Genomic DNA, 25,195 nt, shown 5'->3' on the forward strand with positions numbered 1-25,195 from the left:
CCGCGCTGCGCGAGCAGCCGGAGCTGTTCCGGGAGTACTACGGCTCGGTCATCCCGCACGGTGACAACAAGTTCTCCGCGCTCAACGGTGCGGTGTGGTCCGGCGGGTCCTTCATCTACGTGCCGCCGGGCGTGCACGTGGACATCCCGCTGCAGGCCTACTTCCGGATCAACACCGAGAACATGGGCCAGTTCGAGCGCACGCTGATCATCGTCGACGAGGGTGCCTACGTGCACTACGTCGAGGGCTGCACGGCGCCGATCTACAAGTCGGACTCGCTGCACTCCGCGGTCGTCGAGATCATCGTGAAGAAGGGCGGCCGCTGCCGCTACACGACCATCCAGAACTGGTCGAACAACGTCTACAACCTGGTCACCAAGCGCGCCAAGGCCGAGGAGGGCGCGACCATGGAGTGGGTCGACGGCAACCTCGGCTCCAAGGTGACCATGAAGTACCCGGCGGTCTGGCTGATGGGCGAGCACGCGAAGGGCGAGGTCCTCTCGATCGCCTTCGCGGGCGAGGGGCAGCACCAGGACGCCGGCGCGAAGATGGTGCACATGGCGCCGAACACGTCGTCGACGATCATCTCGAAATCGGTGGCGCGCGGCGGCGGCCGGACCTCCTACCGGGGTCTCGTGCAGGTCAACGCGCGGGCGAAGAACTCCCGCTCGACGGTGAAGTGCGACGCGCTGCTGGTCGACACGATCAGTCGCAGCGACACCTATCCGTACGTGGACGTTCGCACCGACGACGTCTCGATGGGCCACGAGGCCACGGTCTCCAAGGTCAGCGGCGACCAGCTCTTCTACCTGATGAGCCGGGGCCTGACCGAGGACGAGGCCATGGCGATGGTCGTGCGCGGGTTCGTCGAGCCCATCGCGCGCGAGCTGCCCATGGAGTACGCGCTGGAGCTGAACCGGCTCATCGAACTGCAGATGGAGGGTTCGGTCGGATGACCGAGGTCGTCTCCGGGCTCGCCCCGGAACTGAAGGGCGCCAAGCGGGGCTCGGGCATCGTTCCCGAGGCCAGCGCCGGTGAGCGTTTCCAGTCCACGGACGTCGAGGCCTTCGAGGTCCCCGGCGGCCGTGAGGAGAACTGGCGCTTCACGCCGATGAAGCGGCTGCGCGGGCTGCACGACGGCACGGCGATGTTCGCCGGCACGGCCGCGGTCTCCGTCACGGAGACCGACGGCGTGACGGTGGAGACCGTGGGCCGCGACGACAGCCGCGTCGGCCAGGCCGGCATCCCCGCGGACCGCGTCGCGGCCGCCGCGTGGAGCGCCTTCCGCGAGGCCACCGTCGTCACTCTCGACGGCACGCCCGAGCCGGTCACGGTCACCGTGGACGGCCCGGGCGCGGGGGAGAGCGCGGCGCTGCACCTGCAGCTGCGCACCACCCCGCACACCGAGGCCACGGTCGTGCTGGTGCAGCGCGGCTCGGGTGTCCTGGCGGACAACCTCGAGGTCGTGCTGGCGGACGGCTCCCGGCTCAACCTCGTCGTCACCGACGAGTGGGCGGACGACGCGGTGCACGTGGCCGCGCACCACCTGAGCATCGGCCGGGACGCCACCCTGCGCGCCATCGCGGTGTCGCTGGGCGGGGACCTGGTCCGGGTCAGCCCCACCGTGCGCTACGCCGGTCCGGGCGGGGACGCGGAGCTGCTCGGCCTCGGGTTCGCCGACGCCGGCCAGCACCTCGAGCAGCGCCTGCTCGTCGACCACGCGGTGCCGAACTGCAAGTCCAACGTGCTCTACAAGAACGCCCTGCAGGGCGTGAAGGGCACCACGAACGCGCACACGGTGTGGATCGGGGACGTGCTCATCCGGGCCGCGGCCGAGAACACCGAGACCTTCGAGTTCAACCGGAACCTCGTGCTCACCGAGCACGCCCGGGCGGACTCGGTGCCGAACCTGGAGATCGAGACCGGCGAGATCGCCGGCGCCGGTCACGCCAGCGCCACCGGCCGGTTCGACGACGAGCAGCTCTTCTACCTGCAGAGCCGGGGCATCCCCGAGGACGTCGCCCGCCGCCTGGTCGTCCGCGGCTTCTTCGGCGAGATCCTGCAGCGCCTCCCGACCCCCGAGCTGCGCGAGCGCCTCGAGGCCGCCATCGAGGCCGAGCTGGCCATCGCCGGCGCCTGACGGCACCGCACCCCACCACACTTCCTGCGAAGACGGAGCTGACTCTCACGATGTCCACCTTGGAGATCAAGGACCTGCACGCCTCGGTGACCACCGAGGACGGGCCCAAGGAGATCCTGCGCGGGGTGAACCTCACCGTCCGCGCCGGCGAGACCCACGCGATCATGGGCCCGAACGGTTCGGGCAAGTCGACGCTGGCCTACGCCATCGCCGGCCACCCGAAGTACGAGATCACCAGCGGCGAGGTCCTCCTCGACGGCGAGAACGTGCTCGACATGACCGTCGACGAGCGAGCGCGCGCCGGCCTCTTCCTGGCCATGCAGTACCCGGTCGAGGTCCCCGGCGTCTCGATGGCGAACTTCCTGCGCTCCGCGGCCACCGCGGTCCGCGGCGAGGCCCCCAAGCTCCGGACCTGGGTCAAGGAGGTCAAGGGCGCGATGAACGACCTCGACATCGACCCGGACTTCGCGGACCGCTCGGTCAACGAGGGCTTCTCCGGCGGCGAGAAGAAGCGCCACGAGGTGCTCCAGCTCGCCCTGCTCAAGCCGAAGATCGCCGTGCTGGACGAGACGGACTCCGGCCTGGACGTCGACGCGCTGCGCGTCGTGTCCGAGGGCGTGAACCGTTACCGCGAGGGCGGCGAGACCGGTGTCGTGCTGATCACGCACTACACGCGGATCCTGCAGTACATCAAGCCCGACCACGTGCACGTGTTCGCCGCGGGCCGTGTCGTCGAGTCCGGTGGGCCCGAGCTGGCCGACGACCTCGAGAAGAACGGCTACGAGCGCTTCGTCAGGGCGGCGGGGGCCGCAGTCTGATGACCGCCGTTCAGGCCCAGACGCGGTCGGGTCTGGATGTCGCCGCGCTCAAGGCGATCCGCGACGACTTCCCGATCCTGCAGCGCACCGTCCGCGAGGGCCGTCCGCTGGTCTACCTGGACTCCGGGGCCACCTCGCAGCGGCCCCGCCAGGTGCTCGACGCCGAGCGCGCCTTCCTCGAGCAGCACAACGCCGCGGTCCACCGCGGCGCGCACCAGCTGGCCGAGGAGGCGACGGACGACTACGAGTCCGCCCGCGCGCGGATCGCCGCGTTCGTCGGCGCGGACCCGGCGGAGCTGGTGTTCGTCAAGAACGCCACCGAGGCGATCAACCTCGTGGCGTACGCGATGAGCAACTCGTCGATCAGGACCGGGCTCGGTCCGGAGTCCGAGCGGTTCGCGCTCGGCCCCGGGGACGAGATCGTCGTGACCGAGCTGGAGCACCACGCCAACCTCGTTCCGTGGCAGGAGCTCTGCCGGCGTACCGGGGCGACCCTGCGCTGGTACTCGGTGACCGAGGACGGCCGGATCGACCTGGACTCCCTCGAGCTGACCGACCGCACGAAGGTCGTCGCGTTCGCTCACCAGTCGAACGTGCTGGGCTCGATCGCGCCGGTCGAGGAGCTGGTCCGGCGGGCGAGGGCGGTGGGCGCGCTGACCGTCCTCGACGCGTGCCAGTCCGTGCCGCACATGCCGGTCAACCTGACGGCGCTCGGCGTGGACTTCGCGGCGTTCTCCGGGCACAAGATGCTCGGGCCGTCCGGCGTCGGCGTGCTCTACGGGCGCACCGAGCTGCTCGAGGCCATGCCGCCGTTCCTCACCGGTGGGTCGATGATCGAGCTGGTGCGGATGGAGGGCTCGTCCTACGCGCCACCGCCGCAGCGGTTCGAGGCCGGCGTGCCGATGACGTCGCAGGCCGTGGGCCTCGGCGCGGCGGTGGACTACCTCTCCGCGATCGGCATGGACAAGGTCGCGGCCCACGAGCTGGAGCTGGTGAAGGTCGCGCTGGACACCCTGCGCGAGGTCCCGGGCGTCCGGATCGTCGGGCCGGACTCGCTCGAGGCCCGCGGGGGCGCGGTGAGCTTCGTGGTGGAGGACGTGCACGCGCACGACGTCGGCCAGGTCCTCGACGACCGCGGCATCGCGGTGCGGGTCGGGCACCACTGCGCCTGGCCGCTGCACCGCCGCTTCGGAATCGCCGCGACCGTCCGCGCGTCGTTCCACGTGTACACGACGGTGGACGAGGTGGCCCAGCTCGCCGACGGCGTGCGGGCCGCCCGGGACTTCTTCGGGGTGAGCTAGGGATGCGGCTCGAGCAGATGTACCAGGAGATCATCCTGGATCACTACCGCTCGCCCCACGGGGCGGGCCTGCGGGACCCGTTCGACGCGGAGACCCACCACGTCAACCCGACCTGCGGGGACGAGGTGACGCTGCGGGTGAAGCTGGACGAGTCCGGCGAGAAGGTCCAGGACGTCTCCTACGAGACCCTGGGCTGCTCGATCAGCCAGGCCTCGACGTCGGTGATGACCGATCTCGTCGTCGGGCAGAGCGTCGACGAGGCCTTCCGCATCCTGGCCTCGTTCCAGGAGATGGCGCAGGGCCGCGGCAAGGTGGAGCCGGACGAGGCCGTGATCGGGGACGGCGTCGCCTTCGCGGGCGTCGCGAAGTACCCGGCACGGGTCAAGTGCGCGCTCCTGGGCTGGATGGCGTTCAAGGACGCCGTGGTCCGGGTACACGACGAGGCAACCCCGAAGGGAGCCCAGGCATGAGCGACACGACCGAGACCACCGCCGCCGAGGAGGAGGTCGTCCGGGGCGCCGCCGGGATGCCCGAGCCTCCCGCGGCCGCCGCGGAGGGCCCCTCCCTCGACGACCTCGAGGAGGCCATGCGGGACGTCGTGGACCCCGAGCTGGGGATCAACGTCGTCGATCTCGGCCTCGTCTACGGCCTCGCCGTGGAGGACAACAAGGCGATCATCGACATGACCCTGACCTCCGCGGCCTGCCCGCTGACGGACGTCATCGAGGAGCAGGCGCGCAGCGCCCTCACCGGTGGCGGCACCGGCGGCCTCGTCGAGGACATCACGATCAACTGGGTCTGGATGCCGCCGTGGGGCCCGGAGAAGATCACCGAGGACGGCCGCGAGCAGCTGCGCGCCCTCGGCTTCCGGGTCTGATCAGCGCTCTTCCTCCCGTACGGCCCGTTCGTCCCGTAGGTCGGGACGAACGGGCCGTTCGTCGTTCCCGGGCTCCCCGTCACCCGGCGCAGCCGAGCAGGAACGGGTGCAGGTTGCGGTAGCCGCGGACCTGTAGCGGCCGCAGCGGGCGGATGTGGAAGCGCGGATCGTCCCGGAGCGCCGCGGCCACCTCGCGGTCCACCAGGATCGAGTCCGGGCGCGCGTGGCTGGTGAGCCGGGCGGCGATGTTCACGACCTCGCCGTACACGTCCCCGTAGCGGACCAGGACCTCCCCGTACGCGACGCCGATCCGCAGCCGGGGGAGCGACGGCTCGGCCTCGACCCGCTCCCTCAGCGCGAGGGCGATCGCGGCGGCCGCGCCCGCGTCGTCGGCCACGAAGAGGACCTCGTCGCCGACCGTCTTGATGATCCGGCCGTGCCCCTCGGCGATCACGTCGGTGGTGCTGGAGGAGAACCGCTCGATCATCTCGCTCAGCTCCGCGGCGGAGCGGCGCCGGGTCGTGCGGGTGAAGCCGACCATGTCCGCGAACCCGACGGCCAGCGGCCAGGTCTCCGCGCGGGGCTCGACGTCCGAGGACCCGTCTCGGCCGACGACGAAGCGCGACACCGTGGCCGCCATGTGCCGTCGCCAGACGTAGGACTGCAGCTGCTCGAGCTTCGGCAGCAGGCCCGCCGCGAGCTGCAGCGACTGCTCGGGCGTCAGCTCCTCGGCCCGCTCGGCGACGATCCGGGCGAGCATCCCGACCTGCCACTCGGCGAGCCGGGACATGGCCTGCGCGACCGCCCGGCCCACGGCCTCCCGCTCGTCCGGGGCCAACACGCCGGCCTCGGTCAGCTGTCGCAGCGCGGTGGCGGCCTCGATGTCCCGCTCGGTGAACAGGACGTCCGCGTCGTCCACCTCGGGGAAGCCGAGCGCGCGCCAGAGCCGGTGGCCCTCCTCGGGCGGGATCCCGGCCCGTTCGACGACCTCCGCGCGGGTGTACTCGCGCGGCGCCCCGAGGACGATCTCCTCGAGCGCGGACGTCAGCGATCCGGACTCGTCGACCCGGCGGGCCTCGCCGCGCTGGGCGGCGGAGAGGAGCTCGCCCAGGTCGTCGAGCCAGCCGTCGGCCACGGGCTCAGGTCGTGTGGACGATGAGCACGTCGACGCCCGAGCGGCGCGCGACGTCCGCGGGCACCGAGCCGAGCAGCCGCCCGCTCAGGGTGTTGAGCCCCTTGTTGCCGACGACCAGCAGGTCCGCCTTGCGCTCCAGGACCGCCTTGCGCAGCACGTCGACGGGGGCGCCGTCCTCCGCGTGCTTGGTGATCTTGGTGGCGCCGACGGCGACGGCGCGGTCCTCGGCGGTGCGCAGCGCCTCCTCGGCCGGCGACCAGCCGCGGACGAGGTAGGCCTCGTCGCCGAGCGCGTCCTCGGCGCCGGCGGTCTCCTCGCGGGTCGCGGGCGTGTATGCCGAGACGATGACGAGCTCGGCGTCGCTGTCGCGGGCGACGGCCGCGGCACGCTCGACGGCGGCGTACGAGGTGGCGGATCCGTCGGTACCGACGACGACGGTGGTGTAGGCGGACATGGGGCCTCCGACTCTTCGAGCGCGGGAAATCACGTCTGGTCGCGGGAGGTTACCGTGTGGTAGCGGGGGTTCCGCCACCCGACCCGCCGGTCACTGACCAGGCAGGGGGCGTCCGGGGGAGCAGCGCGGGTCCCACCAGACGGGCGCGTAGCCACCACTCCGAACGGCCGAAGAGCGCGCCCATGGCCCCGAGGGTGCCGCCGAGGTCGTCGCGGCCGGTCAGGTAGGCCCAGCGATGCCGCGGCGGCAGACCCAGGAACACCTCGAAGAACTCCGGTACCGCGGCCGGTGGCATCCGCAGCAGCGCCTCCAGGCCGCGGTGGCGCAGCAGATGCACGGCCCGGGCGGATGCCGGCCAGACGACGTCCTGCGCGGCGCGGCGGGCCCGGTCCGGGGAGTCCGGCAGCCACCGGGCGAGCGCCGCCGCCACGGCCGGCGCGAGGGTGAGCGCCGTGGCGACGCTGAACCCGGTGGCCGGGTGGACCAGTGGGGCGGCGGCCCCGAAGCCGGCCGGGTTGCGCGGGCCGTCGACCGGGAAGCGCACCCGCTCCTGCCGGGCGTCCGGCGGGACGGTGACGTCGTGGTGGGCCAGCCGTGCCGCGAGCCTGCGGCGGAGCACCGGGAGCGGGAGCCCCGGCCGCCGGGCCAGGGAGGTCTCCTCGAGCAGGACGGCCCCGCCCCCGAGCGGGACGGCGTAGAGGAAGGTCGGCCAACCGTCCTCGCCGTGGTCGGGCCGCCAGTCCATGAACAGCGCCTCGCCGGGGCCGACGAGCGGTGCCGCGATGTGCGCGTCGACGACGATCCCGTGGGCCGTCTGCTCGGCCGCGGCCCTGCGCGCGGGCGCGCCGAGGGGGGAGCGGTGCCCACCGGCGTCGATCACGACCTCGGCCTCGAGCGCGCCGCCGTCCGCGAGCCGGGCTCGGCCGCCGTCCGTCCCGAGCACCCGTCCGCGGTGCAGTGCGACGCCGTCGAGCCCGGCGTCGAGGTGCGCGCGCAGCCCGTCGACGTGCAGGACGGCGTACTCCCAGCCCAGGGACCGCTCGGTACGGGCGATCGCCCGGCCGCGGGAACGCGACGCGACGGCCGACGCGGGCAGGTCCGCGGGCAGCTCGTCCGCCCAGGCGGCGAACGTCGAGCGCCACGGCCGCCCCGGGTCCTGGTCCACGAGCGCGGTCCGGAGCCCGAGCCGCGCGGCCGCGCCCGCAAGCGCCCGTCCCGCGGGACCGCCGCCGACGACGAGCACGTCCGGTGTGGGGCTCAGGCGTGCCTCCCCGCGGAGAGCGAGCCGCCGTCGATCCGGATCGTGTCCCCGGTGATCCAGCTCGACGCGTCCGACACGAGGAACCCGACCGCCGCTGCGACGTCCTCCGGCACCCCGAGCCGCTTCATCGGGTAGCCCGCGGCGACCCCGGCCTCGTCCCGCTCGTAGAGCGCGGCGGCGAAGGCGGTCTTCACCACGGCGGGCGCGACGGCGTTGACCCGGATCTTCGGCCCGAGCTGCCCGGCGAGCTCCTCGGTCAGCCTGATCAGCGCCGCCTTCGACGCCCCGTACGCGCCGATCACGCCGGTGGAGCGCAGCCCGCCGACCGACGCGACGTTGACGATCGTGCCGCCGTGCTCGCCCATGCCCGCGTGGTAGCACTGCTGCACGAACCCGAGCGCCGCGACCACGTTGACGTCGAAGATCTTGGTGACCGCGCCGAGGTCCGCGTCGACCAGCGGGCCGTACTGCGGGTTGATCCCCGCGTTGTTGACCAGGATGCCGATGTTCCCGAAGGTCTCCACGGTGCGCCGGACGGCCTCCTCGCGGTGTACGGCGTCGCCCGCGTTGCCCTGCGCGGTGAGCACCCGCGACGGGTCCCCGCACCCCTTGCCCAGCTCGACGGCCGCGGCCTCGAGCTGCTCGGCCTTGCGCCCGGTGATCGTCACCGACGCGCCGCGGGCCAGCAGCTCGGCGGCGATCGCGAGGCCGATGCCCCGGCTGGCGCCCGTGACCAGAGCGGCCCGGCCCACGAGATCCTGGGGGACGGGACGGGGACCGGCACCGGTGACGTCGCTCATGGGGCGACCCTACTTCGCACCGGCGGCGCGGCGGGCACCCCGATCGGGACACGGCGAAGACCGGAGAGCACGGGCGATCGAGGAGACGGGGAATCGGGCCGCCACGATTCTCGTTGGACCGAGTGACAGAGAGAACGCCGCTCGGTCGACGACGACCGCGCCCGCGGTGAGATCGGTCATGTCGGACCCCCGCGATGCGAAACGGGTCGACACGGCCCGCTACCGTGGAGCCGTGGTCCAGATCGAGTAGGTGCGTGCGCCCCGCGGCGGACAGCTCTGTCCGCGAGTCCTCCCACGCGGCGGCCGCCCCCCACCGTCTCACCCCTCGTACTCCGGTCTGGAGCCCTTTCACGTGATCACCGCCAACGCCCTCGAACTGCGCGCCGGTTCCCGCATCCTGCTCTCCGACGCCTCGCTGCGCGTCCAGCCGGGGGACCGGATCGGTCTCGTCGGCCGCAACGGCGCCGGCAAGACCACCTCGATGCGCGTCCTCGCGGGGGAGGGTGAGCCGTACGGCGGCAGCGTCACCGCCAACTCGCCCATCGGTTACCTGCCGCAGGACCCGCGCGAGGGGGACCTGTCCGTCACCGCCAAGGACCGGGTGCTCTCCGCCCGTGGCCTGGACGAGCTGCTGCGCAAGCTGGAGAAGGTCCAGACGGCGATGGCCGAGCTGGTCGACGGCGCGGAGAACGACAAGGCCGTGCGCGAGTACGGCCGGATCGAGGAGCGCTTCTCGGCCCTGGGCGGGTACGCCGCCGAGAGCGAGGCCGCGCGCATCTGCACCCACCTCGGGCTGCCCGAGCGGGTGCTCAACCAGCAGGTCGCCACGCTCTCCGGTGGTCAGCGCCGCCGCGTCGAGCTCGCCCGGATCCTGTTCGCGGCCTCGGACGGCGGTTCGCAGAGCAACACCACGCTGCTGATCGACGAGCCCACGAACCACCTCGACGCGGACTCGATCACCTGGCTGCGCGGGTTCCTGCAGTCCCACGAGGGCGGCCTCGTGGTGATCAGCCACGACACGGACCTGCTCGCGGACGTCGTCAACAAGGTGTGGTTCCTGGACGCGACCCGCAGCGAGGTCGACGTCTACAACATGGACTGGAAGCGCTACCTCGAGGCGCGGGCGACGGACGAGAAGCGCCGCCGCCGCGAGCGCGCCAACGCCGAGAAGAAGGCGTCGGTCCTGCACACCCAGGCGCTGAAGATGGGGGCCAAGGCCACCAAGGCCGTCGCCGCCAAGAACATGGCCAGGCGGGCGGACGAGCTGCTGGCCAACCTCGAGCCGGACCGCCAGGCGGACCGGGTGGCCAAGATCCGTTTCCCGGACCCCGCGCCGTGCGGGCGCACCCCGCTGACGGCCGAGGGCCTGACCAAGGCGTTCGGCTCGCTCGAGGTGTTCACCGGCGTCGACCTCGCGGTGGACCGGGGGGCCAAGGTCGTCGTGCTCGGCCTCAACGGCGCGGGCAAGACCACGCTGCTGCGGCTGCTGGCCGGGACCGAGAAGCCGGACGCCGGCGAGGTCCACCCCGGCCACGGGTTGCGCACCGGGTACTTCGCGCAGGAGCACGACACGCTGGACATGGACGCCTCGGTCTGGGAGAACATCCGGCACGCCTCGCCGGACACCCACGCGCAGCAGCTCCGCACGGTGCTGGGCACGTTCATGTTCTCGGGCGAGCAGCTCGACCAGCAGGCGGGAACCCTGTCCGGCGGCGAGCGGACCCGGCTCGCGCTGGCGGGCCTCGTCTCCAGCTCGGCCAACGTGCTGCTGCTCGACGAGCCCACGAACAACCTGGACCCGGCGAGCCGCGAGCAGGTCCTCGACGCGCTGCGCCGCTTCGCGGGGGCCGTCGTCCTCGTGACCCACGACCCGGGCGCCGTCGAGGCCCTGAACCCGGACAAGGTCATCGTCCTGCCCGACGGCACCGAGGATCACTGGTCCACGGACTACCTCGAGCTCGTGCAGCTCGCCTGATCCGATCATCCGGCGCAGCGGCGCCATCCCGCTGCATCGCCCGACCGGACGCGCACGGTCACCGATTCGACGCCTCAAGGTGATCCCGAAAGCGGTTTCACTGCTCCCATGTGTCGAAATGCGGCGCCGAATGGTCACGGAGTGCCGCGAGGACCGATTCAGCACCACTCTTCCGCGTGATCCATTCGGGCGAACCGTTCACCGATCATGTGCGTTGATCTCCTGGCACGTCGCCCGCTTCTGGATCATCATTGCCGGACCGGACGCACCGGAAGCGCCGGTCACGCGGCGGGGCGCCGCGTCGGGGTGGAGGAGGTCAAGTGTCGTGACCGACCTGAAGAAGGGCGCTCGTATCACGGGCACCCAGCGGGACAAACTCGCGACGGATCTGAAGAAGAAGTATGAGAAGGGCGCGAGCATCCGCGCTCTCGCGGAGCAGACGGGACGTTCCTACGGGTTCGTGCACCGGGTGCTCAGCGAGACCGGGGTGGCACTCCGTGGTCGGGGCGGAGCGACGCGTACCAAGAAGAAGTAGCCGCTTTCTCGCCAGCGGTGTCGTCGAGCACGTAGCAGCGCCGGCCGTCGGGGGTTCAACCCGCGAGCACCCGGCGGAGGGCGTTGCCCCACCCCCCGTCGCACGATCCGGCGCGCGGTAGCGTCGCCGCGGTCGGCCAGGGTGGCCGGCGGGGAGGCGTGCGAACTGTGCTGAGCGACGGGAATCTGGCGGACACCGGCGTCACGCTCGAGGTGGACGGCCCGCGGGCGACCGTGTCCCTGGTGCGCCCGGACACGCTCAACGCGCAGAGCCCGCGGATGTGGGACGCGCTGCGCCGCGTCGGTGACTCCATGCCGGAGGACGTGCGCGTCGTCGTGGTCCGGGGCGAGGGCCGGGCGTTCTCCGCCGGGCTGGACCGGCGCCTGTTCACCGTCCCGCCGGGGGAGACCGTCGACGGCATGCCCGGCATCACGAGCCTCGCCGGCATGGCCGACGACGAGGCGGACGCGACGATCGCCTCCTTCCAGGCCGGGTTCTCCTGGCTGCGCGATCCCGCCCGGGTCACCGTCGCCGCCGTCCAGGGCCACGCCATCGGCGGCGGTTTCCAGCTCGCGCTGGCCTGCGACCTGCGCGTCGTCGCGGAAGACGTGCAGTTCTGCATGGCCGAACCCACCCTGGGCATCGTGCCCGACCTGGGTGGCACCTTCCCGCTCGTCCGTGCCGTCGGGTACGCCCGCGCCGTCGAGATCTGCCTGAGCGGCCGGCGGATCGGCGCGGACGAGGCCCTGGCGATCGGCCTCGCGCAGCGCGTGGTCCCGGTGGGGGAGCTGGACAAGGCCGTCGACGAGCTGGTGGCCACGCTCGTCACCGCTCCCGCCGGGGCGGCGCGGGAGACCCTCGGCCTGCTCTCCGGCGTCGCGGACGGGATCGACCCCGCCGGCGCCCTGGCCGCCGAGCGCGCCGCCCAGCTGCGCCGCCTCCGCTCGCTGGCCGCCGGCGAAGGCTGAGCCTCCGCCAGCAGGGGTGTGGGGGTCGGTGGGCGCGGCCGACGGCGTCGGGTGACGATGAGGGGCCTACCGTCGTCGCAGGAGTCGCCCGTGGACCGGCCATTCACGATCATGCGCGGGGTCACCCGTGCCGCCGACGCGCCGCGATCGGTCGCCAAGGGCACGATCCCGCGCATCTGGCGCTTCGCCGCGCCCTACCGGTCCTGGCTGCTCGCGTTCCTGCTGCTCACCACGCTGACCGCGGTGATCGGCGTCCTCACGCCGGTCCTGGCCGGCCGGGTCGTCAACGTGATCGTCGCGGGCGGGCCGGACGCCGCCCGCACGGCGATCACGATCGCCCTCGCCATCGCCGGGCTCGCCGTCGGCGAGGCCGTGATCGGGCTGGGCACGCGATGGTTCTCCTCCCGGGTCGGGGAGGGGCTGATCGTCGACCTGCGCACGGCCGTCTTCACCCACGTGCAGCGGATGCCGATCGCGTTCTTCACCCGCACCCGCACCGGGGCGCTGGTCAGCAGGCTCAACAACGACGTCATCGGCGCCCAGTCCGCGATCACCACGACCCTGGCCAGCGTGCTCAGCAACGTCATCCAGCTGACGCTCGCCCTGGCCGTGATGATCGGGCTCGCCTGGCAGGTGACCATCCTCGCGCTGGTCCTGCTCCCCATCTTCGTGCTGCCCGCGCGCCGGATGGGCCGCCGGATCGCGGACCTGCGGCGGGACTCCGCGGACCTCAACGCCTCGATGAGCACGCAGATGACCGAGCGGTTCTCCGCGGCCGGGGCGACGCTGGTCAAGCTGTTCGGGCGGCCCGCCCAGGAGGCCCGCGAGTTCGAGGTCACCGCGCTGCGGGTGCGCGACATCGGGGTCCGGACGGCGATGGTCTCCCGGGTGTTCGTGACGTCTCTGTCGCTGGTGTCCGCGCTGGCCCAGGCGCTCGTCTACGGGCTCGGCGGCTGGCTCGCGGTCACCGGGCGGATCGAGGCGGGCACGGTCGTCACCCTCGCGCTGCTGCTCACCCGGCTCTACACACCGATGACGGCGCTGGCCAACGCCCGGGTCGACGTGATGACCGCGCTGGTCGCCTTCGAGCGCGTCTTCGAGGTGCTGGACCTCGAGCCCATGATCCAGGACAAGCCGGACGCCCTGGAGCTGCCGGCCGGGCCCGTCGACGTCCGGCTGCGCGACGTGCACTTCTCCTACCCGACCGCCGAGCAGGTGTCGCTGGCCTCGCTCGAGGACGTCGCGGTCCTGGACCAGCGGGCGCCCGGCGAGGTGCTGCACGGGATCGACCTGCGGGTCGGGGCGGGGGAGCTGCTCGCGCTCGTCGGCCCGTCCGGGGCGGGGAAGTCCACGATCGCGTCGCTGGTCCCGCGGCTCTACGACGTCGGCTCCGGGGCCGTCGAGCTGGGCGGCATCGACGTCAGGGACCTCACCGCCGCGTCCGTGCGCGGCACCGTCGGCGTGGTCACCCAGGACGGCCACCTCTTCCACGACACCATCGCCGCGAACCTGCGCTACGCCGCGCCCGACGCGACGGACGCCGAGCTGCGCGAGGCCCTGGTCCGGGCCCGGCTCGGCGAGCTGCTCGACTCCCTTCCCGACGGGTTCGCCACGGTGGTGGGGGAGCGCGGCTACCGGCTCTCCGGCGGCGAGCGGCAGCGGCTGACGATCGCCCGGCTGCTGCTCGCGAAGCCGCGGGTGGTGATCCTCGACGAGGCGACCGCGCACCTGGACTCGGAGTCCGAGGCCGCTGTGCAGGCCGCCCTGGTGGAGGCGCTGGTGGGCCGCACCGCGATCGTCATCGCGCACCGGCTGTCGACGATCCGGGCCGCGAACCGGATCGCGGTGATCGAGGCGGGTCGGGTCGTCGAGCAGGGCACGCATGCCGAGCTGCTCACCGCGGAGGGCCGGTACGCGGCCCTGCACCGCACCCAGTTCGCGGACCAGGAGCCGGAACCCCTCGCGCCCGTCGACGCCTGCCCGATCCTGGGCTGCGACCACCGTCACGAGCTGCCGCACGGGATTCGCTGACGAATGCTTGTATCGTGCTAATGATTGTGCCGATACAAGCTTCCTGAGGTGCCCATGCCCGAGCTCGACCGCCGGCGGCGGCAGCTGGTGCTGATGATCTGTTGTTGCAGCCTGTTCGTCGTCGGGCTGGACAACACGATCGTCAACCTGGCGTTGCCCTCCATCCAGCGTGACCTCGACGCGTCGGTCACGTCCCTGCAGTGGACGATCGACGCCTACACGCTGACCCTGGCGAGCCTGCTGATGCTCTCCGGCTCCACCGCGGACCGGATCGGCCGCCGCCGGGTCTTCCGGACCGGGCTGCTGCTGTTCAGCGCCGGCTCCCTGCTCTGCAGCATCGCGCCGAACGCGGGCGCGCTCGTCGGGTTCCGCGTGCTGCAGGCGATCGGCGGGTCGATGCTGAACCCGGTCGCCATGTCGATCATCGTGAACGTGTTCACCGAACCCCGCGAGCGGGCCAGGGCCATCGGGATCTGGGGCGGGGTCACCGGGCTGAGCATGGCGGCCGGTCCTGTACTGGGCGGCCTGCTGGTCGACGCCGTGGGCTGGCGGTCCATCTTCTGGATCAACGTCCCGGTGGGCGTCGCGGCGATGATCCTCGCGGGCCGGTTCGTCCCGGAGTCCCGGGCGCCCCGCCCGCGTCGGCTCGATCCGGTCGGCCAGCTGCTGGTGATGGTGCTCCTCGGCGGGCTGACGTTCGCGATCATCGAGGGACCGGTCCGGGGCTGGGGCTCGCCGCTGATCCTCGGTTGCCTCGCGGGCGCCGCGGTCGCGGCGGTGACGCTGGTGCCGTGGGAGTCCCGCCGGACGGATCCACTGATCGACCCCCGGTTCTTCCGGAGCGTCCCGTTCACCGGCGCCACGCTGATCGCGGTGTGCGCGTTCGCGTCGCTGGCCGGGTTCCTCTTCCTCAACGCCCTCTACCTGCAGTCGGTCCGCGGCTTCTCCGCGCTGCACGCCGGGCTGCTCACGCTGCCGATGGCGGCCCTCTGCGCGGTGCTGCCGCCGATCTCGGGGCGGATCGTCGGCGCGCGCGGCGGCCGGATCCCGCTCGTCCTCGGTGGCCTCGGGGTGACCCTGGGCGGCGCGTCGCTGCTGCCGCTGACCTCGGACTACCCGCTCTGGCTGCTGGTGATCGGGTACCTGGCGTTCGGCGCCGGGTTCGGGCTGATCAACCCGCCGATCACCAACACCGCGGTGTCCGGCATGCCCGCCACGCAGGCCGGCGTCGCCTCGGCGGTCGCCTCGACGAGCCGGCAGGTGGGCGCGGCCCTGGGCGTCGCGATCATCGGCTCGGTCGTGACCTCCCGGGTCACCGGGCCGCTGGGGGCCGGGCTGGCCGGGGCGTCGCACGTCGGCTGGGCGATCGTCGTCGGCTGCGGGGTCGCGATCATGGTCCTGGGTCTGCTGACGACCACGCGGGCCGCCCGCCGGACCGCGGAGGAGACGGCGGCGACGTTCGAGCGGCCCCCGGCCCCGGCGATGGTGGCCCGATGAGTGAGGACGCCGCGGTCCGCGCCTGGCTCCGGATGCGCTCCCTGGTCCTGGACCGGCACGACCGCCGGCGCGAGGCCGCGGACGCACTCGGCCTGAGCTTCGTGCGGATCAAGGCGCTGCGCCGGGTGGCGGAGACGCCGTCGACGCTCAGCGACCTGGCCGACGCGCTGGCCGTGGACCGGCCGTACGCCACCGTCGTCGTCGACGAGCTGCAGAAACGGGGCCTCGTCCGGCGGGAGCCGCATCCCGGGGACCGGCGGTGCAAGGTAGTCAGCGCCACGGAGGCCGGGCAGGAGGCGGCTGCCGTCGCGAGCGCGATCCTGGGCGAGCCGCCGCCCGGGGTCCGGGCGCTGCCGGAGGCGGACCTGGCCGAGCTGGACCGGATCCTGGGCGTGCTCGTTCAGGACCCGGAGCGGGCCCGGTAGTCCGTCGGGGACAGCCCGTAGGTGCTCCGGAAGGCCCGGCTGAACCCGGGCAGGTCCGGGAAGCCCCAGCGCCGGGAGATGCCCGTGACCGAGTCCGTGGCGCGGCGCCGGTCGGCCAGCTCGCGGCGGCACCGTTCCAGGCGGAGCCTGCGGATGCGGCGGGTGACGGTCTCCCCGGTGCCCGCGAAGAGCCGGTGCAGCTGCCGGGTCGAGACGAAGTGCGCCCGCGCAATCGACACGGGGCCGAGCTCGGGGTCGGCGAGGTGCGCGTCGATGTGGTCGTGGATCCGGTGCAGCAGCGCGAGCTGCGGCGCGTCCGCGAACACGCACGGGTCGGACTGCTCGATCGCCAGCGTCGCGACCAGCTCGCCGACCTCGTCCGCCACCCGCACGGCACCGGCCGGGGTGAGCCGGGGCGGGGCGGTCAGCAGCCCCCGGAGCATCCCGCCGACGATTCCGGAGAACCCCTGCCGCCCCGCGAAGCGGACGGCGGTGACCGCGGCGGACTCGGCCGTGCTGAGCCCGACGGCCGCGCGTGGCCAGGTGAAGACGTCCAGCTCCCAGGCGCCGCCGAGGTTCCAGACGAACGGGCGCCCCGTCTCGTAGACCGCGAAGTCCCCCTGGCTGAGCAGGGTCCGCCGGCCGTCCTGCTCGAGCACCCCGGTGCCGCGGCTGACCATGCCGATCTGCAGGAACTCGTGGGAGTCCGCGCCGGCCAGCGACGGCGTGCGCCGGCAGACCTGCGTCACCGAGCGGACCTCGGACACCTGCAGGTGGGCCACGGTGGCGCTGCGGACCGAACCGGAGAACGCGTCGGTGCCGCGGTCCGGGGCCATGTCCAGGGCCACGAAGTCGTGCCGGATGGCATCCCGCCACTCGTCGAAGCGCCGGGTCGCGCGCACGGTCGTGCCGCCCGGTGCCGATCCCGCTGCGAGGACCACGCCCCTCACCTCCCGGGTCTCGTCCGGCGTGATGCGAGCGAACCATGCCGACGTTCGCACCGTGTTGCGCGCAGGTCAACCGGTCGACACACGGCCCGTCCGGTCGCTGGGCGGCAAGCACCCGGCGCGCGGAGCCAACGCGACCGGCCCCGGACCGGCCGATCATGAGGACTCCCGGAAGCCACCACCGAGGTCCAGGAGTGCGCCCCCATGACGCTTGCGGAGCTGCCGATCGTCGACCTGGAGGGCTCGGGGACGCGCCGGGCCATCTGCCCGCACGACTGCCCGGACGGCTGCTCGATGCTCGTGACGGTCGAGGACGGCCGGGCCATCGGGGTGCGGGGAGACCCCGACCACCCGTTCACCCGCGGGGGCCTGTGCGCGAAGGTCAACGACTACCAGGAGCGCGTCTACAGCCCGGAGCGGGTGACGACGCCGCTGCGCCGCGTCGGGCCCAAGGGATCCGGCCGGTTCGAGCCGATCACCTGGGACGACGCCGTCACCGAGGTCACCACCCGGTTCAAGGCCGTCGCCGCCGAGCACGGCGCCGAGGCGATCATGCCGGTCAGCTACCTGGGCACCCAGGGCACGCTGAACGGCCTCAACGTCGGCGACCCGTTCTTCAACCGGCTCGGCGCCACCGTCACCGAGCGGACCTTCTGCGACTCCGGCGCGTCGACCGCGTACGTGATGAGCGTGGGCCCGACCGCGGGGGTCGACCCGGAGAGCCTCGTGCACTCCAGGTACATCGTGATCTGGGCCTGCAACATGGTCTCCACGAACCTGCACCTGTGGCCGTTCGTGCTGCAGGCGCAGCGCAACGGCGCGAAGGTCGTCGTGATCGACCCGATGCGGCACCGGACCGCGAAGCGCGCCGACTGGCACATCCCGATCCGTCCCGGCACCGACGGCGCGCTGGCCATGGCGCTGATCCACGTGATCCTCACCGAGGGCCTCACGGACGCCGAGTACGTCGCGGAGCACACCGTCGGCGTCGAGGAGCTGGCCGAGCGGGTCGCGAACTGCACGCCCGAGTGGGCGTCGCAGGAGACCGGGATCCCGGCCGAGGACATCCGGACGCTGGCCCGGGAGTACGCCGCCGCACAGCCGGCGATGATCCGGATCGGGGTGGCGATCGAGCGGTCCTCCGGCGGTGGGCAGACCGTGCGCGCCATCTCGTGCCTGCCCGGGCTGGTCGGCGCCTGGCGCAACCCCGGCGGCGGGATCCTCGCCCTGCCGCTGTGGGCGTTCCCGGTGAACTGGGAGGGGCTCAGCCGGGTGGACCTGCGGCCCGAGGGCAGCACGACGCGGGTGGTGAACCAGTACCACCTCGGGCGCGCGCTGACCGGCGAGCTGGGACTCGAGACCCCCGTCGCGGCGCTGATGGTCTACAACGCCAACCCGGTGATCGTCTGCCCGGACCAGGAACGGCTGCTCGCCGGGCTCGCCCGCGAGGACCTGTTCACCGTGGTCAGCGAGCAGTTCATGACGGACACGGCGCTGTACGCGGACATCGTGCTGCCCGCGACGACCCAGCTGGAGCAGCTGGACGTCATGTTCTCCTGGGGGCACTTCTACATCGGGCTGAACCAGCCGTCGATCGCGCCGGTGGGGGAGGCCGTCAGCAACACCGAGCTGTTCCGGCGCCTCGCCGCCGGCATGGGCTTCGACGACGGGTGCTTCCGGGTCTCCGACGAGGACATGATCGAGCACGCCTTCGACTGGTCCGCGCCCGCGCTGGCCGGGATCACCCCGCAGAGCCTGGCCGAGACGGGCTGGGCGCGGCTGAACCTCCCGGACGCCGCGCACTACGCGCCGCACGCCGAGGGCGGGTTCCCGACGCCGTCGGGCAGGCACGAGTTCGCCTCCGCGGCGGCCGCCGGCGGGAACTTCGTGCTCCCGCTCTTCCGCCAGGGCTCGAACGAGTTCCAGCCCGGCGGCGTCGTCGACCCGTTGCCGCACTACATCCCGCCGCGGGCGTCGTCACCGGCCTACCCGCTCAGCCTGATCTCGCCCAAGTCGCACGCGTTCCTCAACTCGTCCTACGGCAACCTCGGCCCCCAGCAGCGGGTGCAGGGGGAACCGACGGCGGTCGTGCACCCGGTCGACGCGACCGCCCGCGGGATCGGCGACGGTGACCTGATCCGGGTGTTCAACGAGCGCGGCGAGTTCGTCGTGCGGGTCACGGTCAGCGACGAGGTCGCGGCCGGGGTGGTGCTGGCGTCGATGGGTGGCTGGCGGGCCCAGGCCAAGGGGCCGAGCACCGTGAACGCCGTCAACCCGGTGGAGTTCGCGGACCTCGGCAACGCGCCGACCTTCTCGGACACGCGGGTGGAGGTGGCGCCCGCCTAGGAGGGTGCTGCCTGGGCGCCGCGCAGCAGGACCGAGTCGTCCAGCACCCTCCCTGCCTCGGACCGGCCCCGCTCCCCGGGGCCGGTCCGGGCCCGGGCCGCCGGAAATTGTCGGGGGGCAGTGGCAGCGTGCCCGGCATGAGGAGTTCAGGCGGTCCTGGTCGCCCGGGGGAGAGCCCGGACGCTCTGCTCCACCACGTCGAGCACGCCGTCGAGCGCGTCGACGGGCAGGCCCATCGCGAGGTGCGAGACCAGGCCCTCGAGCACGAGGTCCAGGTAGCGGGCGAGCACGGGGACCGGGACGTCGTCGCGCAGGGCCCCGGCCGCGGCCTGCCGCTCGAGGCGGCCGACCGTGGCGGTGGCCAGCTCGGCGGAGTGGGCCTGCCAGCCCTGGCGGAAGTCCGGGTCCGTGCGCAGCCGGCGCGAGACCTCCAGCCGGGTGCCGAGCCAGCTGAGGTCCGCGGTGCCGTCCGAGCCGTCGCCCTCGCGGGCGGTGGCGAGCAGGTTGCGCATGACCTGCACCAGGCCCTGCTCGGCGACGACGTCGGCCATCCGCCGGGCGTCCTGCTCGGCCAGGGCGAGGAACAGGGCGTCCTTGTCCCGGAAGTAGTGGAAGATGGCCCCGCGGGACAGCCCTGTGCTCTGCTCCAGCCGCCGGACGGTGGCGCCCTCGTACCCGTACGCGGCGAAGCACCGGCGCGCACCGTCGAGGATGTGCTGCCGGCGGGCGGCGAGCTGGTCGGTACTGACACGGGGCACGACGCCAGTATTCCGTACGCGCGTTCTGCTTATGCGTCCGAGACGGCGAACGGCAAAAACCTGCGCGCGGCCAGACCCGGGGGTAGCGTTTTCGCCGTGGCACAGGACCCCGGGCTTGTCGCACCCCACCCGTTCGGCGCTCGGCAGGCCGGGACGGGTTCCGGCGCCTCTCCGGAACAGGAGCGGATCCCGCTGCCCGACGTCCGGATCACCCGCCGGGCCGAGGCCGAGGCCTACGTCGCGTCCGTGTGCTTCAAGCACGGGCCACCGCGGCTGCTCGGCGTCGAGCTCGAATGGATCCTCCACCGGCCGGACGATCCGACCGTCCCGGTGGATCTCGATCACCTGGTTGCCGCTCTCGGCGCCCACGCACCCACCTCGCTCTCCCCGGGCTCCCCGGCCCGACCCCTCCCGTCCGGTTCCACCGTCACCGTCGAACCCGGTGGCCAGGTGGAGCTCGCCAGTTCCCCGCTCACCGACCTCGGCGCCCTCGCGGCCGCGGTGCAGCAGGACATCCGCCACCTGCACGGCCTCCTCGCCGCGCAGGGACTCCACCCGCAGCCCCGGGCCGCCGATCCGCACCGGCCGCCCCGCCGGGTCCTCCAGCTCCCGCGCTACACCGCGATGGAGTGCGCGTTCGACCGGCTCGGCCCGCACGGCCGCAGCGGCATGTGCTCGACGTCGGCGGTGCAGGTCGCGCTCGACGCGGGGGAGACCCACGCGGTCGCCGGCCGATGGGCCGCCCTGCACGCGCTCGGCCCGGTCCTGGTGGGTGCCTTCGCCAACTCGCCCGTCCTGCACGGACGCCGCACGGGCTGGAAGTCCTCCCGGATGGCGAGCTGGTTCTCCCTCGACCCCGCTCGGACCGCGCCGCCGCCCGCGGCCGGCGGGGACCCGGCGCGCGAGTGGGCCGAACGCGTCGTCTCGACGCCGGTGCTGTGCGTCCGCGGGTCGGACCGGTGGGAGACGCCGGTGGGTGTCAGCTTCGCGGACTGGATCGAGGGGGCCCTGCCGCGGCCGCCGACCGTGGCGGACCTCGAGTACCACATCTCCACGCTGTTCCCGCCGATCCGGCCGCGCGGCTTCCTGGAGGTCCGCTACGTCGACGGCCAGGCCGGCGACCAGTGGATGCTCCCGGTGGCGGTGCTCGCCGCGGTGACGTCGTCGCCGGAGGCCGTGGACCGGGTGCGGGAGATCTGTGAGCCCACGCGGGACCTGTGGGTGTGCGCCGCGCGGGACGGCCTGGAGCATCCGGAGCTGGCCCGCGGCGCCGCGGAGGTGTTCGCCCTCGCCCTCCGCGAGCTCCCCCGCACGGGGGCGTCGGCCGAGCTGGGGGCCCTGCTGGCGGACGCGACGGACCGGCGAGTGCTGGCCGGACGGTGCCCGGCGGACGAGCTGCTGCCCGGCGAGGGTGCCGGCGCGTTCGACCCGGCCGCCGTGCCGTTCCCGCCGGGTCTGTTCACCCGCGTCCCGCCCGCGCGTCACCGCGGCCCGGCCGGACCGTGGGACACCCCGGGCACGGACCACGGCGGCCTCGAACCCGACGGCGCGTGCCCCGACCGGACCGCCTCCGACCAGACGCAGGGAGTCCATCCATGACCCGGACATCCGACGACCCCGCCCCCGGGCCCGACGGTGCCGCCGCCGCGATCGGCCTCGGCCACGCCGACAGCCCCGAGGCCCTGCGCACCCGCGTCGCCGGACTGCTCGAACGGTCCCGGGCCCGCAGCACCACGCTCACCGACGCGGTGGACGAGGCGGACCTCCTCGCCCAGCACTCGCCGCTGATGTCCCCGCTGGTCTGGGACCTCGCGCACATCGGCAGCCAGGAGGAGCTCTGGCTCGTCCGGGACGTCGGCGGGCGGGAGCCGCTGCGCCCCGAGATCGACGGCCTCTACGACGCCTTCCGGCACAGCCGCGCCAGCCGCATCGGGTTGCCGCTGCTCGGACCGGCAGACACCCGCACCTATGTCGCGGAGGTCCGGGAGAAGGCGCTGGACGCGCTGAGCCGCAGCCCGTTGCGCGGCCGCCGGCTGGAGCACAAGGCCTTCGCGTTCGGGATGATCGTGCAGCACGAGCAGCAGCACGACGAGACCATGCTGGCCACCCACCAGCTCCGCACCGGCGCACCCGTCCTGCACGCGGAGGCCCCGCCCGCACCGCTCGCCGCGCACACCGGGCCCCGCGAGGTCCTGGTGCCGGCCGGTGCGTTCACCCAGGGCACCTCGGGCGAACCGTGGGCGCTGGACAACGAGCGGCCCGCGCACACCGTCGAGCTGCCCGCCTACTGGATCGACGTCCACCCGGTGACGAACGGCGAGTACGCCGAGTTCGTCGCCGCGGGCGGCTACGAGGACGCGCACTGGTGGAGCGAGGCCGGCTGGGCCCACCGCCGCGAGGAGGGCCTCGTCGCGCCGCGGTTCTGGGCGCGGGACGGCGGCACGGGGGAGTGGTGGCGGCGCCGGTTCGGCGTCGTCGAGCGCGTCCCGGCGGACGAGCCCGTCGTGCACGTCTGCTTCCACGAGGCCGCGGCGTACGCGCGCTGGGCGGGGAAGCGGCTGCCCACCGAGGCCGAGTGGGAGAAGGCCGCCCGGTTCGACCCCGCCAGCGGCCGCTCGCGCCGCTACCCGTGGGGGGACGAGGAGCCAACCCCCCGCCACGCCAACCTGGGCCAGCGGCACCTGCGGCCGGCCGCGGTCGGGGCGTACCCGGAAGGCGCGTCGCCGCTGGGCGTCGAGCAGCTGATCGGGGACGTGTGGGAGTGGTGCGACTCCGGGTGGCACCCCTACCCGGGCTTCGAGGCGTTCCCGTACGAGGAGTACTCCGAGGTGTTCTTCGGTGGGGACTACAAGGTCCTGCGCGGCGGGTCGTTCGGCACGGACGAGTCCGCGATCCGGACCACGTTCCGGAACTGGGACCACCCGATCCGCCGGCAGATCTTCGCCGGGTTCCGGTGTGCGCGGGACGCCGCCCCCGGCGACACCGAGCGGGTGATCTGACCGGACGTGTGCCGCCACCTGGCCCACCTCGGCCCCTCCCGCACGCTCGCCTCACTGATCCTGGACCCCCCGCACGGCCTGCTGCACCAGGCGTACGCCCCCGCGGACATGCGCGGGGGCGGCACGGTCAACGCGGACGGCTTCGGCGCGGGCTGGTACCCGGACGCTGCGCGCGACGCCGGAGACCCGCACGGCGCCGGTGCGCGGGACGGCTCGGGACGCGCCGACGCCGCCCGGTACCGCTCGGCCGCCCCGATCTGGGCGGACCCCTCCTTCGCCCAGCTCGCCGCCGTCACCCGCTCCACCGGCGTGCTCGCCGCCGTGCGCTCCGCGACCACCGGCATGCCCGTGACCGAGACCGCGGCGGCGCCGTTCGCCGAGGGCCGCTGGCTGTTCAGCCACAACGGTGTGATCAGCGGCTGGCCCGGCTCGGTCGCGGGCCTCGCCTCCGCCCTGCCCACCACGGACCTGATGACCCTCGACGCCCCCACGGACGCAGCGCTGCTCTGGGCCCTGGTCCGGCACCGCCTGCGCCGCGGGGACGACCCGGCCGCCGTGCTCGCCGGGACCTGCGCCGCCGTCGAGGCCGCCGCCCCGGGGTCACGGCTGAACCTGCTGCTCACGGACGGCGCCACGATCTGGGCCACGGCCTGGCACCACGCGCTGTCCGTCCGCACGACCACGGACGCCGCCACGGTGGCCTCCGAACCGCCCGATGCGCTCCCCGCCTGGATTCAGGTGCCCGACCGGCACCTGGTGGTGGCCCGCCCGGGTCGTCACGAGCTCCGTCCGATCGACCCCGTTCCACCGGTGCCACCGTCGCCACCGAGGCCGACGGAACGCGTACCGGAGGAGAACCGTCAGGGAGCACGATGAACCGCACCGCCGCCGACCCCACGAGCACCGTTCCCGAACCCGCCCGGCTGAACGTCCACCGCACCGAGGCGGACGCCGACGAGGCCCTGCGCGCGGACGCCCTCCACGGGCTCACCGCCACCCCCAAGGAGCTGCCCCCGAAGTGGTTCTACGACGCCCGGGGCAGCGAGCTGTTCGAGCTGATCACCGAGCTGCCCGAGTACTACCCGACCCGCACCGAACGGGCCCTGCTGGAGGAGTCCGTCGACGCGATCGCCAAGGCCTCCGGCGCGGACACGATCGTCGAGCTGGGGTCCGGCTCGTCGGCCAAGACCCGGCTGCTCCTCGACGCGTTCGCCCGCGCGGGGACGCTGCGCCGCTACGTCCCGCAGGACGTCAGCGAGGCGGCGCTGGAAGGCGCGCTCGAGGCCCTGGGGAGGGAGTACCCGGACGTCGAGCTGCAGGGGGTCGTCGGGGACTTCACCCGTGACCTGGACCGGCTGCCCCGCGGCGGCCGTCGCATGATCGCTTTCCTCGGCGGGACGATCGGCAACCTCCTCCCGGCGGACCGCCAGCAGTTCCTGCGGCTCGTCCGGGACGTGCTCGAGCCGGGGGAGCAGCTGCTCCTCGGCATCGGCCTCGTGATCGACCCGGCGACCGTGGTCGCCGCCTACGACGACGCCCAGGGCGTCACCGCGGAGTTCAACCGCAACGTCCTGCACGTGCTGAACCGCGAGCTCGGCGCGGACTTCGACCCCGCCGCCTTCGCCCACGTCGCGCTCTGGGACGCGGGGAACGAGTGGATCGAGATGCGGCTGCGCGCCGAGCGCGCGATGACGGTCCGGGTCGACGCGCTGGACCTGACCGTCGAGTTCGCCGAGGGGGAGGAGATGCGCACCGAGATCTCGGCGAAGTTCCGCCCGGCCGGGGTACGGGAGATGCTCGGCGAGGTCGGGTTCGCGGTGTCGGAGTTCTGGTCGGACCCCGAGGAGCGCTTCGGGCTGAGCCTGGCCACCGCCCTCTGACCGGGCCGGGAGGGCGGTCCGGCGGCGGGTCCCGTGCCGCCGGAACGC

General features: G+C 73.4%; 23 protein-coding genes. 17 read left to right on the forward strand and 6 right to left on the reverse strand.

Translation table 11 applies throughout. From position 1 onward, the window contains the following. The 6 genes from sufB to JWP64_RS17790 all read left to right on the forward strand — a co-directional run. A partial coding sequence (sufB, locus tag JWP64_RS17765; RefSeq protein WP_297498367.1) for a Fe-S cluster assembly protein SufB occupies positions 1-956 on the forward strand: 956 nt, incomplete at its 5' end. After that, positions 953-2,140, forward strand: a complete 1,188-nt coding sequence (locus JWP64_RS17770; protein ID WP_297498370.1) for a SufD family Fe-S cluster assembly protein — start codon at positions 953-955, stop codon at positions 2,138-2,140. The genes sufB and JWP64_RS17770, both read left to right, overlap by 4 nt. A gap of 50 nt (positions 2,141-2,190) precedes the next feature. Beyond that, a complete protein-coding gene (sufC, locus tag JWP64_RS17775; RefSeq protein WP_297498373.1) occupies positions 2,191-2,958 on the forward strand; it encodes a Fe-S cluster assembly ATPase SufC in 768 nt (255 codons plus the stop codon). Then, a complete protein-coding gene (locus JWP64_RS17780; protein WP_297498376.1) occupies positions 2,958-4,259 on the forward strand; it encodes a cysteine desulfurase in 1,302 nt (433 codons plus the stop codon). Before sufC ends, JWP64_RS17780 begins: the two co-directional genes overlap by 1 nt. Positions 4,260-4,261: 2 nt before the next feature. Further along, positions 4,262-4,729: a Fe-S cluster assembly sulfur transfer protein SufU gene (gene sufU / locus JWP64_RS17785; RefSeq protein WP_297498379.1), complete on the forward strand. Its 468-nt coding sequence runs from the start codon at positions 4,262-4,264 to the stop codon at positions 4,727-4,729. Next, the gene (locus JWP64_RS17790) at positions 4,726-5,136 is read left to right on the forward strand and encodes a metal-sulfur cluster assembly factor (RefSeq protein WP_297498382.1); all 411 of its coding nucleotides are present in this window, start codon (positions 4,726-4,728) and stop codon (positions 5,134-5,136) included. The genes sufU and JWP64_RS17790 overlap by 4 nt, the downstream gene beginning before the upstream one ends. 79 nt (positions 5,137-5,215) lie before the next feature. Here JWP64_RS17790 and JWP64_RS17795 read toward each other — a convergent pair whose 3' ends face one another. From JWP64_RS17795 to JWP64_RS17810, 4 genes are read right to left on the reverse strand one after another with little or no spacing between them, the layout of a single operon-like run. After that, complete coding sequence (locus JWP64_RS17795) at positions 5,216-6,271, reverse strand: adenylate/guanylate cyclase domain-containing protein (protein ID WP_297498385.1); 1,056 nt, start codon at positions 6,269-6,271, stop codon at positions 5,216-5,218. Between the two features lie 4 nt (positions 6,272-6,275). Further along, entirely contained in the window at positions 6,276-6,725 is a 450-nt protein-coding gene (locus JWP64_RS17800; protein ID WP_297498388.1) for a universal stress protein, read from the reverse strand. 49 nt (positions 6,726-6,774) lie between these two features. Beyond that, positions 6,775-7,968 (reverse strand): lycopene cyclase family protein, encoded by a 1,194-nt coding sequence (locus tag JWP64_RS17805; protein ID WP_297498392.1) that lies wholly within the window; start codon positions 7,966-7,968, stop codon positions 6,775-6,777. A gap of 14 nt (positions 7,969-7,982) precedes the next feature. Beyond that, complete coding sequence (locus tag JWP64_RS17810) at positions 7,983-8,786, reverse strand: SDR family oxidoreductase (protein ID WP_297498395.1); 804 nt, start codon at positions 8,784-8,786, stop codon at positions 7,983-7,985. Positions 8,787-9,138: 352 nt separating this feature from the next. On the opposite strand from JWP64_RS17810, the gene JWP64_RS17815 reads away from it, so the two are divergent. From JWP64_RS17815 to JWP64_RS17840, 6 genes are all read left to right on the forward strand, one after another. Further along, a complete protein-coding gene (locus JWP64_RS17815) occupies positions 9,139-10,761 on the forward strand; it encodes an ABC-F family ATP-binding cassette domain-containing protein (protein WP_297498398.1) in 1,623 nt (540 codons plus the stop codon). 325 nt (positions 10,762-11,086) lie between these two features. Beyond that, the gene (locus tag JWP64_RS17820) at positions 11,087-11,296 is read left to right on the forward strand and encodes a helix-turn-helix domain-containing protein (RefSeq protein WP_297498401.1); all 210 of its coding nucleotides are present in this window, start codon (positions 11,087-11,089) and stop codon (positions 11,294-11,296) included. A 158-nt stretch (positions 11,297-11,454) separates the two neighbouring features. Continuing rightward, complete coding sequence (locus tag JWP64_RS17825) at positions 11,455-12,264, forward strand: enoyl-CoA hydratase/isomerase family protein (protein ID WP_297498404.1); 810 nt, start codon at positions 11,455-11,457, stop codon at positions 12,262-12,264. A gap of 111 nt (positions 12,265-12,375) precedes the next feature. Then, positions 12,376-14,295 carry an ABC transporter ATP-binding protein gene (locus tag JWP64_RS17830; protein ID WP_297498451.1) on the forward strand — a complete coding sequence of 640 codons (1,920 nt, stop codon included), beginning with the start codon at positions 12,376-12,378 and terminating at the stop codon, positions 14,293-14,295. Positions 14,296-14,349: 54 nt separating this feature from the next. Further along, a complete protein-coding gene (locus JWP64_RS17835; protein ID WP_297498408.1) occupies positions 14,350-15,792 on the forward strand; it encodes an MFS transporter in 1,443 nt (480 codons plus the stop codon). Then, positions 15,789-16,217, forward strand: coding sequence for a MarR family transcriptional regulator (locus JWP64_RS17840; RefSeq protein ID WP_297498410.1), 429 nt, complete (start codon positions 15,789-15,791; stop codon positions 16,215-16,217). Before JWP64_RS17835 ends, JWP64_RS17840 begins: the two co-directional genes overlap by 4 nt. On the opposite strand, the gene JWP64_RS17845 is transcribed toward JWP64_RS17840, so the two are convergent. Continuing rightward, on the reverse strand, positions 16,193-17,158 hold the full coding sequence (locus JWP64_RS17845; protein ID WP_297498412.1) for a helix-turn-helix domain-containing protein: 966 nt from the start codon (positions 17,156-17,158) through the stop codon (positions 16,193-16,195). The two genes, JWP64_RS17840 and JWP64_RS17845, sit on opposite strands and share 25 nt — an antisense overlap. A 210-nt stretch (positions 17,159-17,368) precedes the next feature. On the opposite strand from JWP64_RS17845, the gene JWP64_RS17850 reads away from it, so the two are divergent. Further along, entirely contained in the window at positions 17,369-19,510 is a 2,142-nt protein-coding gene (locus tag JWP64_RS17850) for a molybdopterin oxidoreductase family protein (RefSeq protein ID WP_297498415.1), read from the forward strand. 146 nt (positions 19,511-19,656) lie between these two features. On the opposite strand, the gene JWP64_RS17855 is transcribed toward JWP64_RS17850, so the two are convergent. After that, complete coding sequence (locus JWP64_RS17855) at positions 19,657-20,268, reverse strand: TetR/AcrR family transcriptional regulator (protein WP_297498418.1); 612 nt, start codon at positions 20,266-20,268, stop codon at positions 19,657-19,659. 96 nt (positions 20,269-20,364) lie between these two features. Here JWP64_RS17855 and egtA point away from each other — a divergent pair, with 96 nt between their 5' ends. The 4 genes from egtA to egtD are packed head-to-tail and all read left to right on the forward strand — an operon-like array spanning position 20,365 to position 25,147. Then, on the forward strand, positions 20,365-21,867 hold the full coding sequence (egtA, locus tag JWP64_RS17860; protein WP_297498420.1) for an ergothioneine biosynthesis glutamate--cysteine ligase EgtA: 1,503 nt from the start codon (positions 20,365-20,367) through the stop codon (positions 21,865-21,867). Beyond that, positions 21,864-23,267: an ergothioneine biosynthesis protein EgtB gene (gene egtB / locus JWP64_RS17865; protein ID WP_297498424.1), complete on the forward strand. Its 1,404-nt coding sequence runs from the start codon at positions 21,864-21,866 to the stop codon at positions 23,265-23,267. Before egtA ends, egtB begins: the two co-directional genes overlap by 4 nt. A 6-nt stretch (positions 23,268-23,273) precedes the next feature. After that, positions 23,274-24,143 (forward strand): ergothioneine biosynthesis protein EgtC, encoded by an 870-nt coding sequence (egtC, locus tag JWP64_RS17870; RefSeq protein WP_297498427.1) that lies wholly within the window; start codon positions 23,274-23,276, stop codon positions 24,141-24,143. Next, positions 24,140-25,147, forward strand: a complete 1,008-nt coding sequence (gene egtD / locus JWP64_RS17875) for an L-histidine N(alpha)-methyltransferase (RefSeq protein WP_297498430.1) — start codon at positions 24,140-24,142, stop codon at positions 25,145-25,147. Before egtC ends, egtD begins: the two co-directional genes overlap by 4 nt. The last annotated feature ends 48 nt before the right edge of the window (positions 25,148-25,195 follow it).

It is taken from the genome of Pseudonocardia sp., assembly GCF_025465255.1.
Lineage (GTDB): Bacteria > Actinomycetota > Actinomycetes > Mycobacteriales > Pseudonocardiaceae > Pseudonocardia.

Bases quoted from the DNA above. Each gene is read 5' to 3' on its own strand.
- JWP64_RS17770 (WP_297498370.1), top strand. From the start codon at position 953: ATGACCGAGGTCGTCTCCGGGCTCGCCCCGGAACTGAAGGGCGCCAAG.
- sufC (WP_297498373.1), top strand. From the start codon at position 2,191: ATGTCCACCTTGGAGATCAAGGACCTGCACGCCTCGGTGACCACCGAG.
- JWP64_RS17780 (WP_297498376.1), top strand. From the start codon at position 2,958: ATGACCGCCGTTCAGGCCCAGACGCGGTCGGGTCTGGATGTCGCCGCG.
- sufU (WP_297498379.1), top strand. From the start codon at position 4,262: ATGCGGCTCGAGCAGATGTACCAGGAGATCATCCTGGATCACTACCGC.
- JWP64_RS17790 (WP_297498382.1), top strand. From the start codon at position 4,726: ATGAGCGACACGACCGAGACCACCGCCGCCGAGGAGGAGGTCGTCCGG.
- JWP64_RS17800 (WP_297498388.1), bottom strand. From the start codon at position 6,725: ATGTCCGCCTACACCACCGTCGTCGTCGGTACCGACGGATCCGCCACC.
- JWP64_RS17810 (WP_297498395.1), bottom strand. From the start codon at position 8,786: ATGAGCGACGTCACCGGTGCCGGTCCCCGTCCCGTCCCCCAGGATCTC.
- JWP64_RS17830 (WP_297498451.1), top strand. From the start codon at position 12,376: ATGCGCGGGGTCACCCGTGCCGCCGACGCGCCGCGATCGGTCGCCAAG.
- JWP64_RS17835 (WP_297498408.1), top strand. From the start codon at position 14,350: ATGCCCGAGCTCGACCGCCGGCGGCGGCAGCTGGTGCTGATGATCTGT.
- JWP64_RS17840 (WP_297498410.1), top strand. From the start codon at position 15,789: ATGAGTGAGGACGCCGCGGTCCGCGCCTGGCTCCGGATGCGCTCCCTG.
- JWP64_RS17850 (WP_297498415.1), top strand. From the start codon at position 17,369: ATGACGCTTGCGGAGCTGCCGATCGTCGACCTGGAGGGCTCGGGGACG.
- egtB (WP_297498424.1), top strand. From the start codon at position 21,864: ATGACCCGGACATCCGACGACCCCGCCCCCGGGCCCGACGGTGCCGCC.
- egtD (WP_297498430.1), top strand. From the start codon at position 24,140: ATGAACCGCACCGCCGCCGACCCCACGAGCACCGTTCCCGAACCCGCC.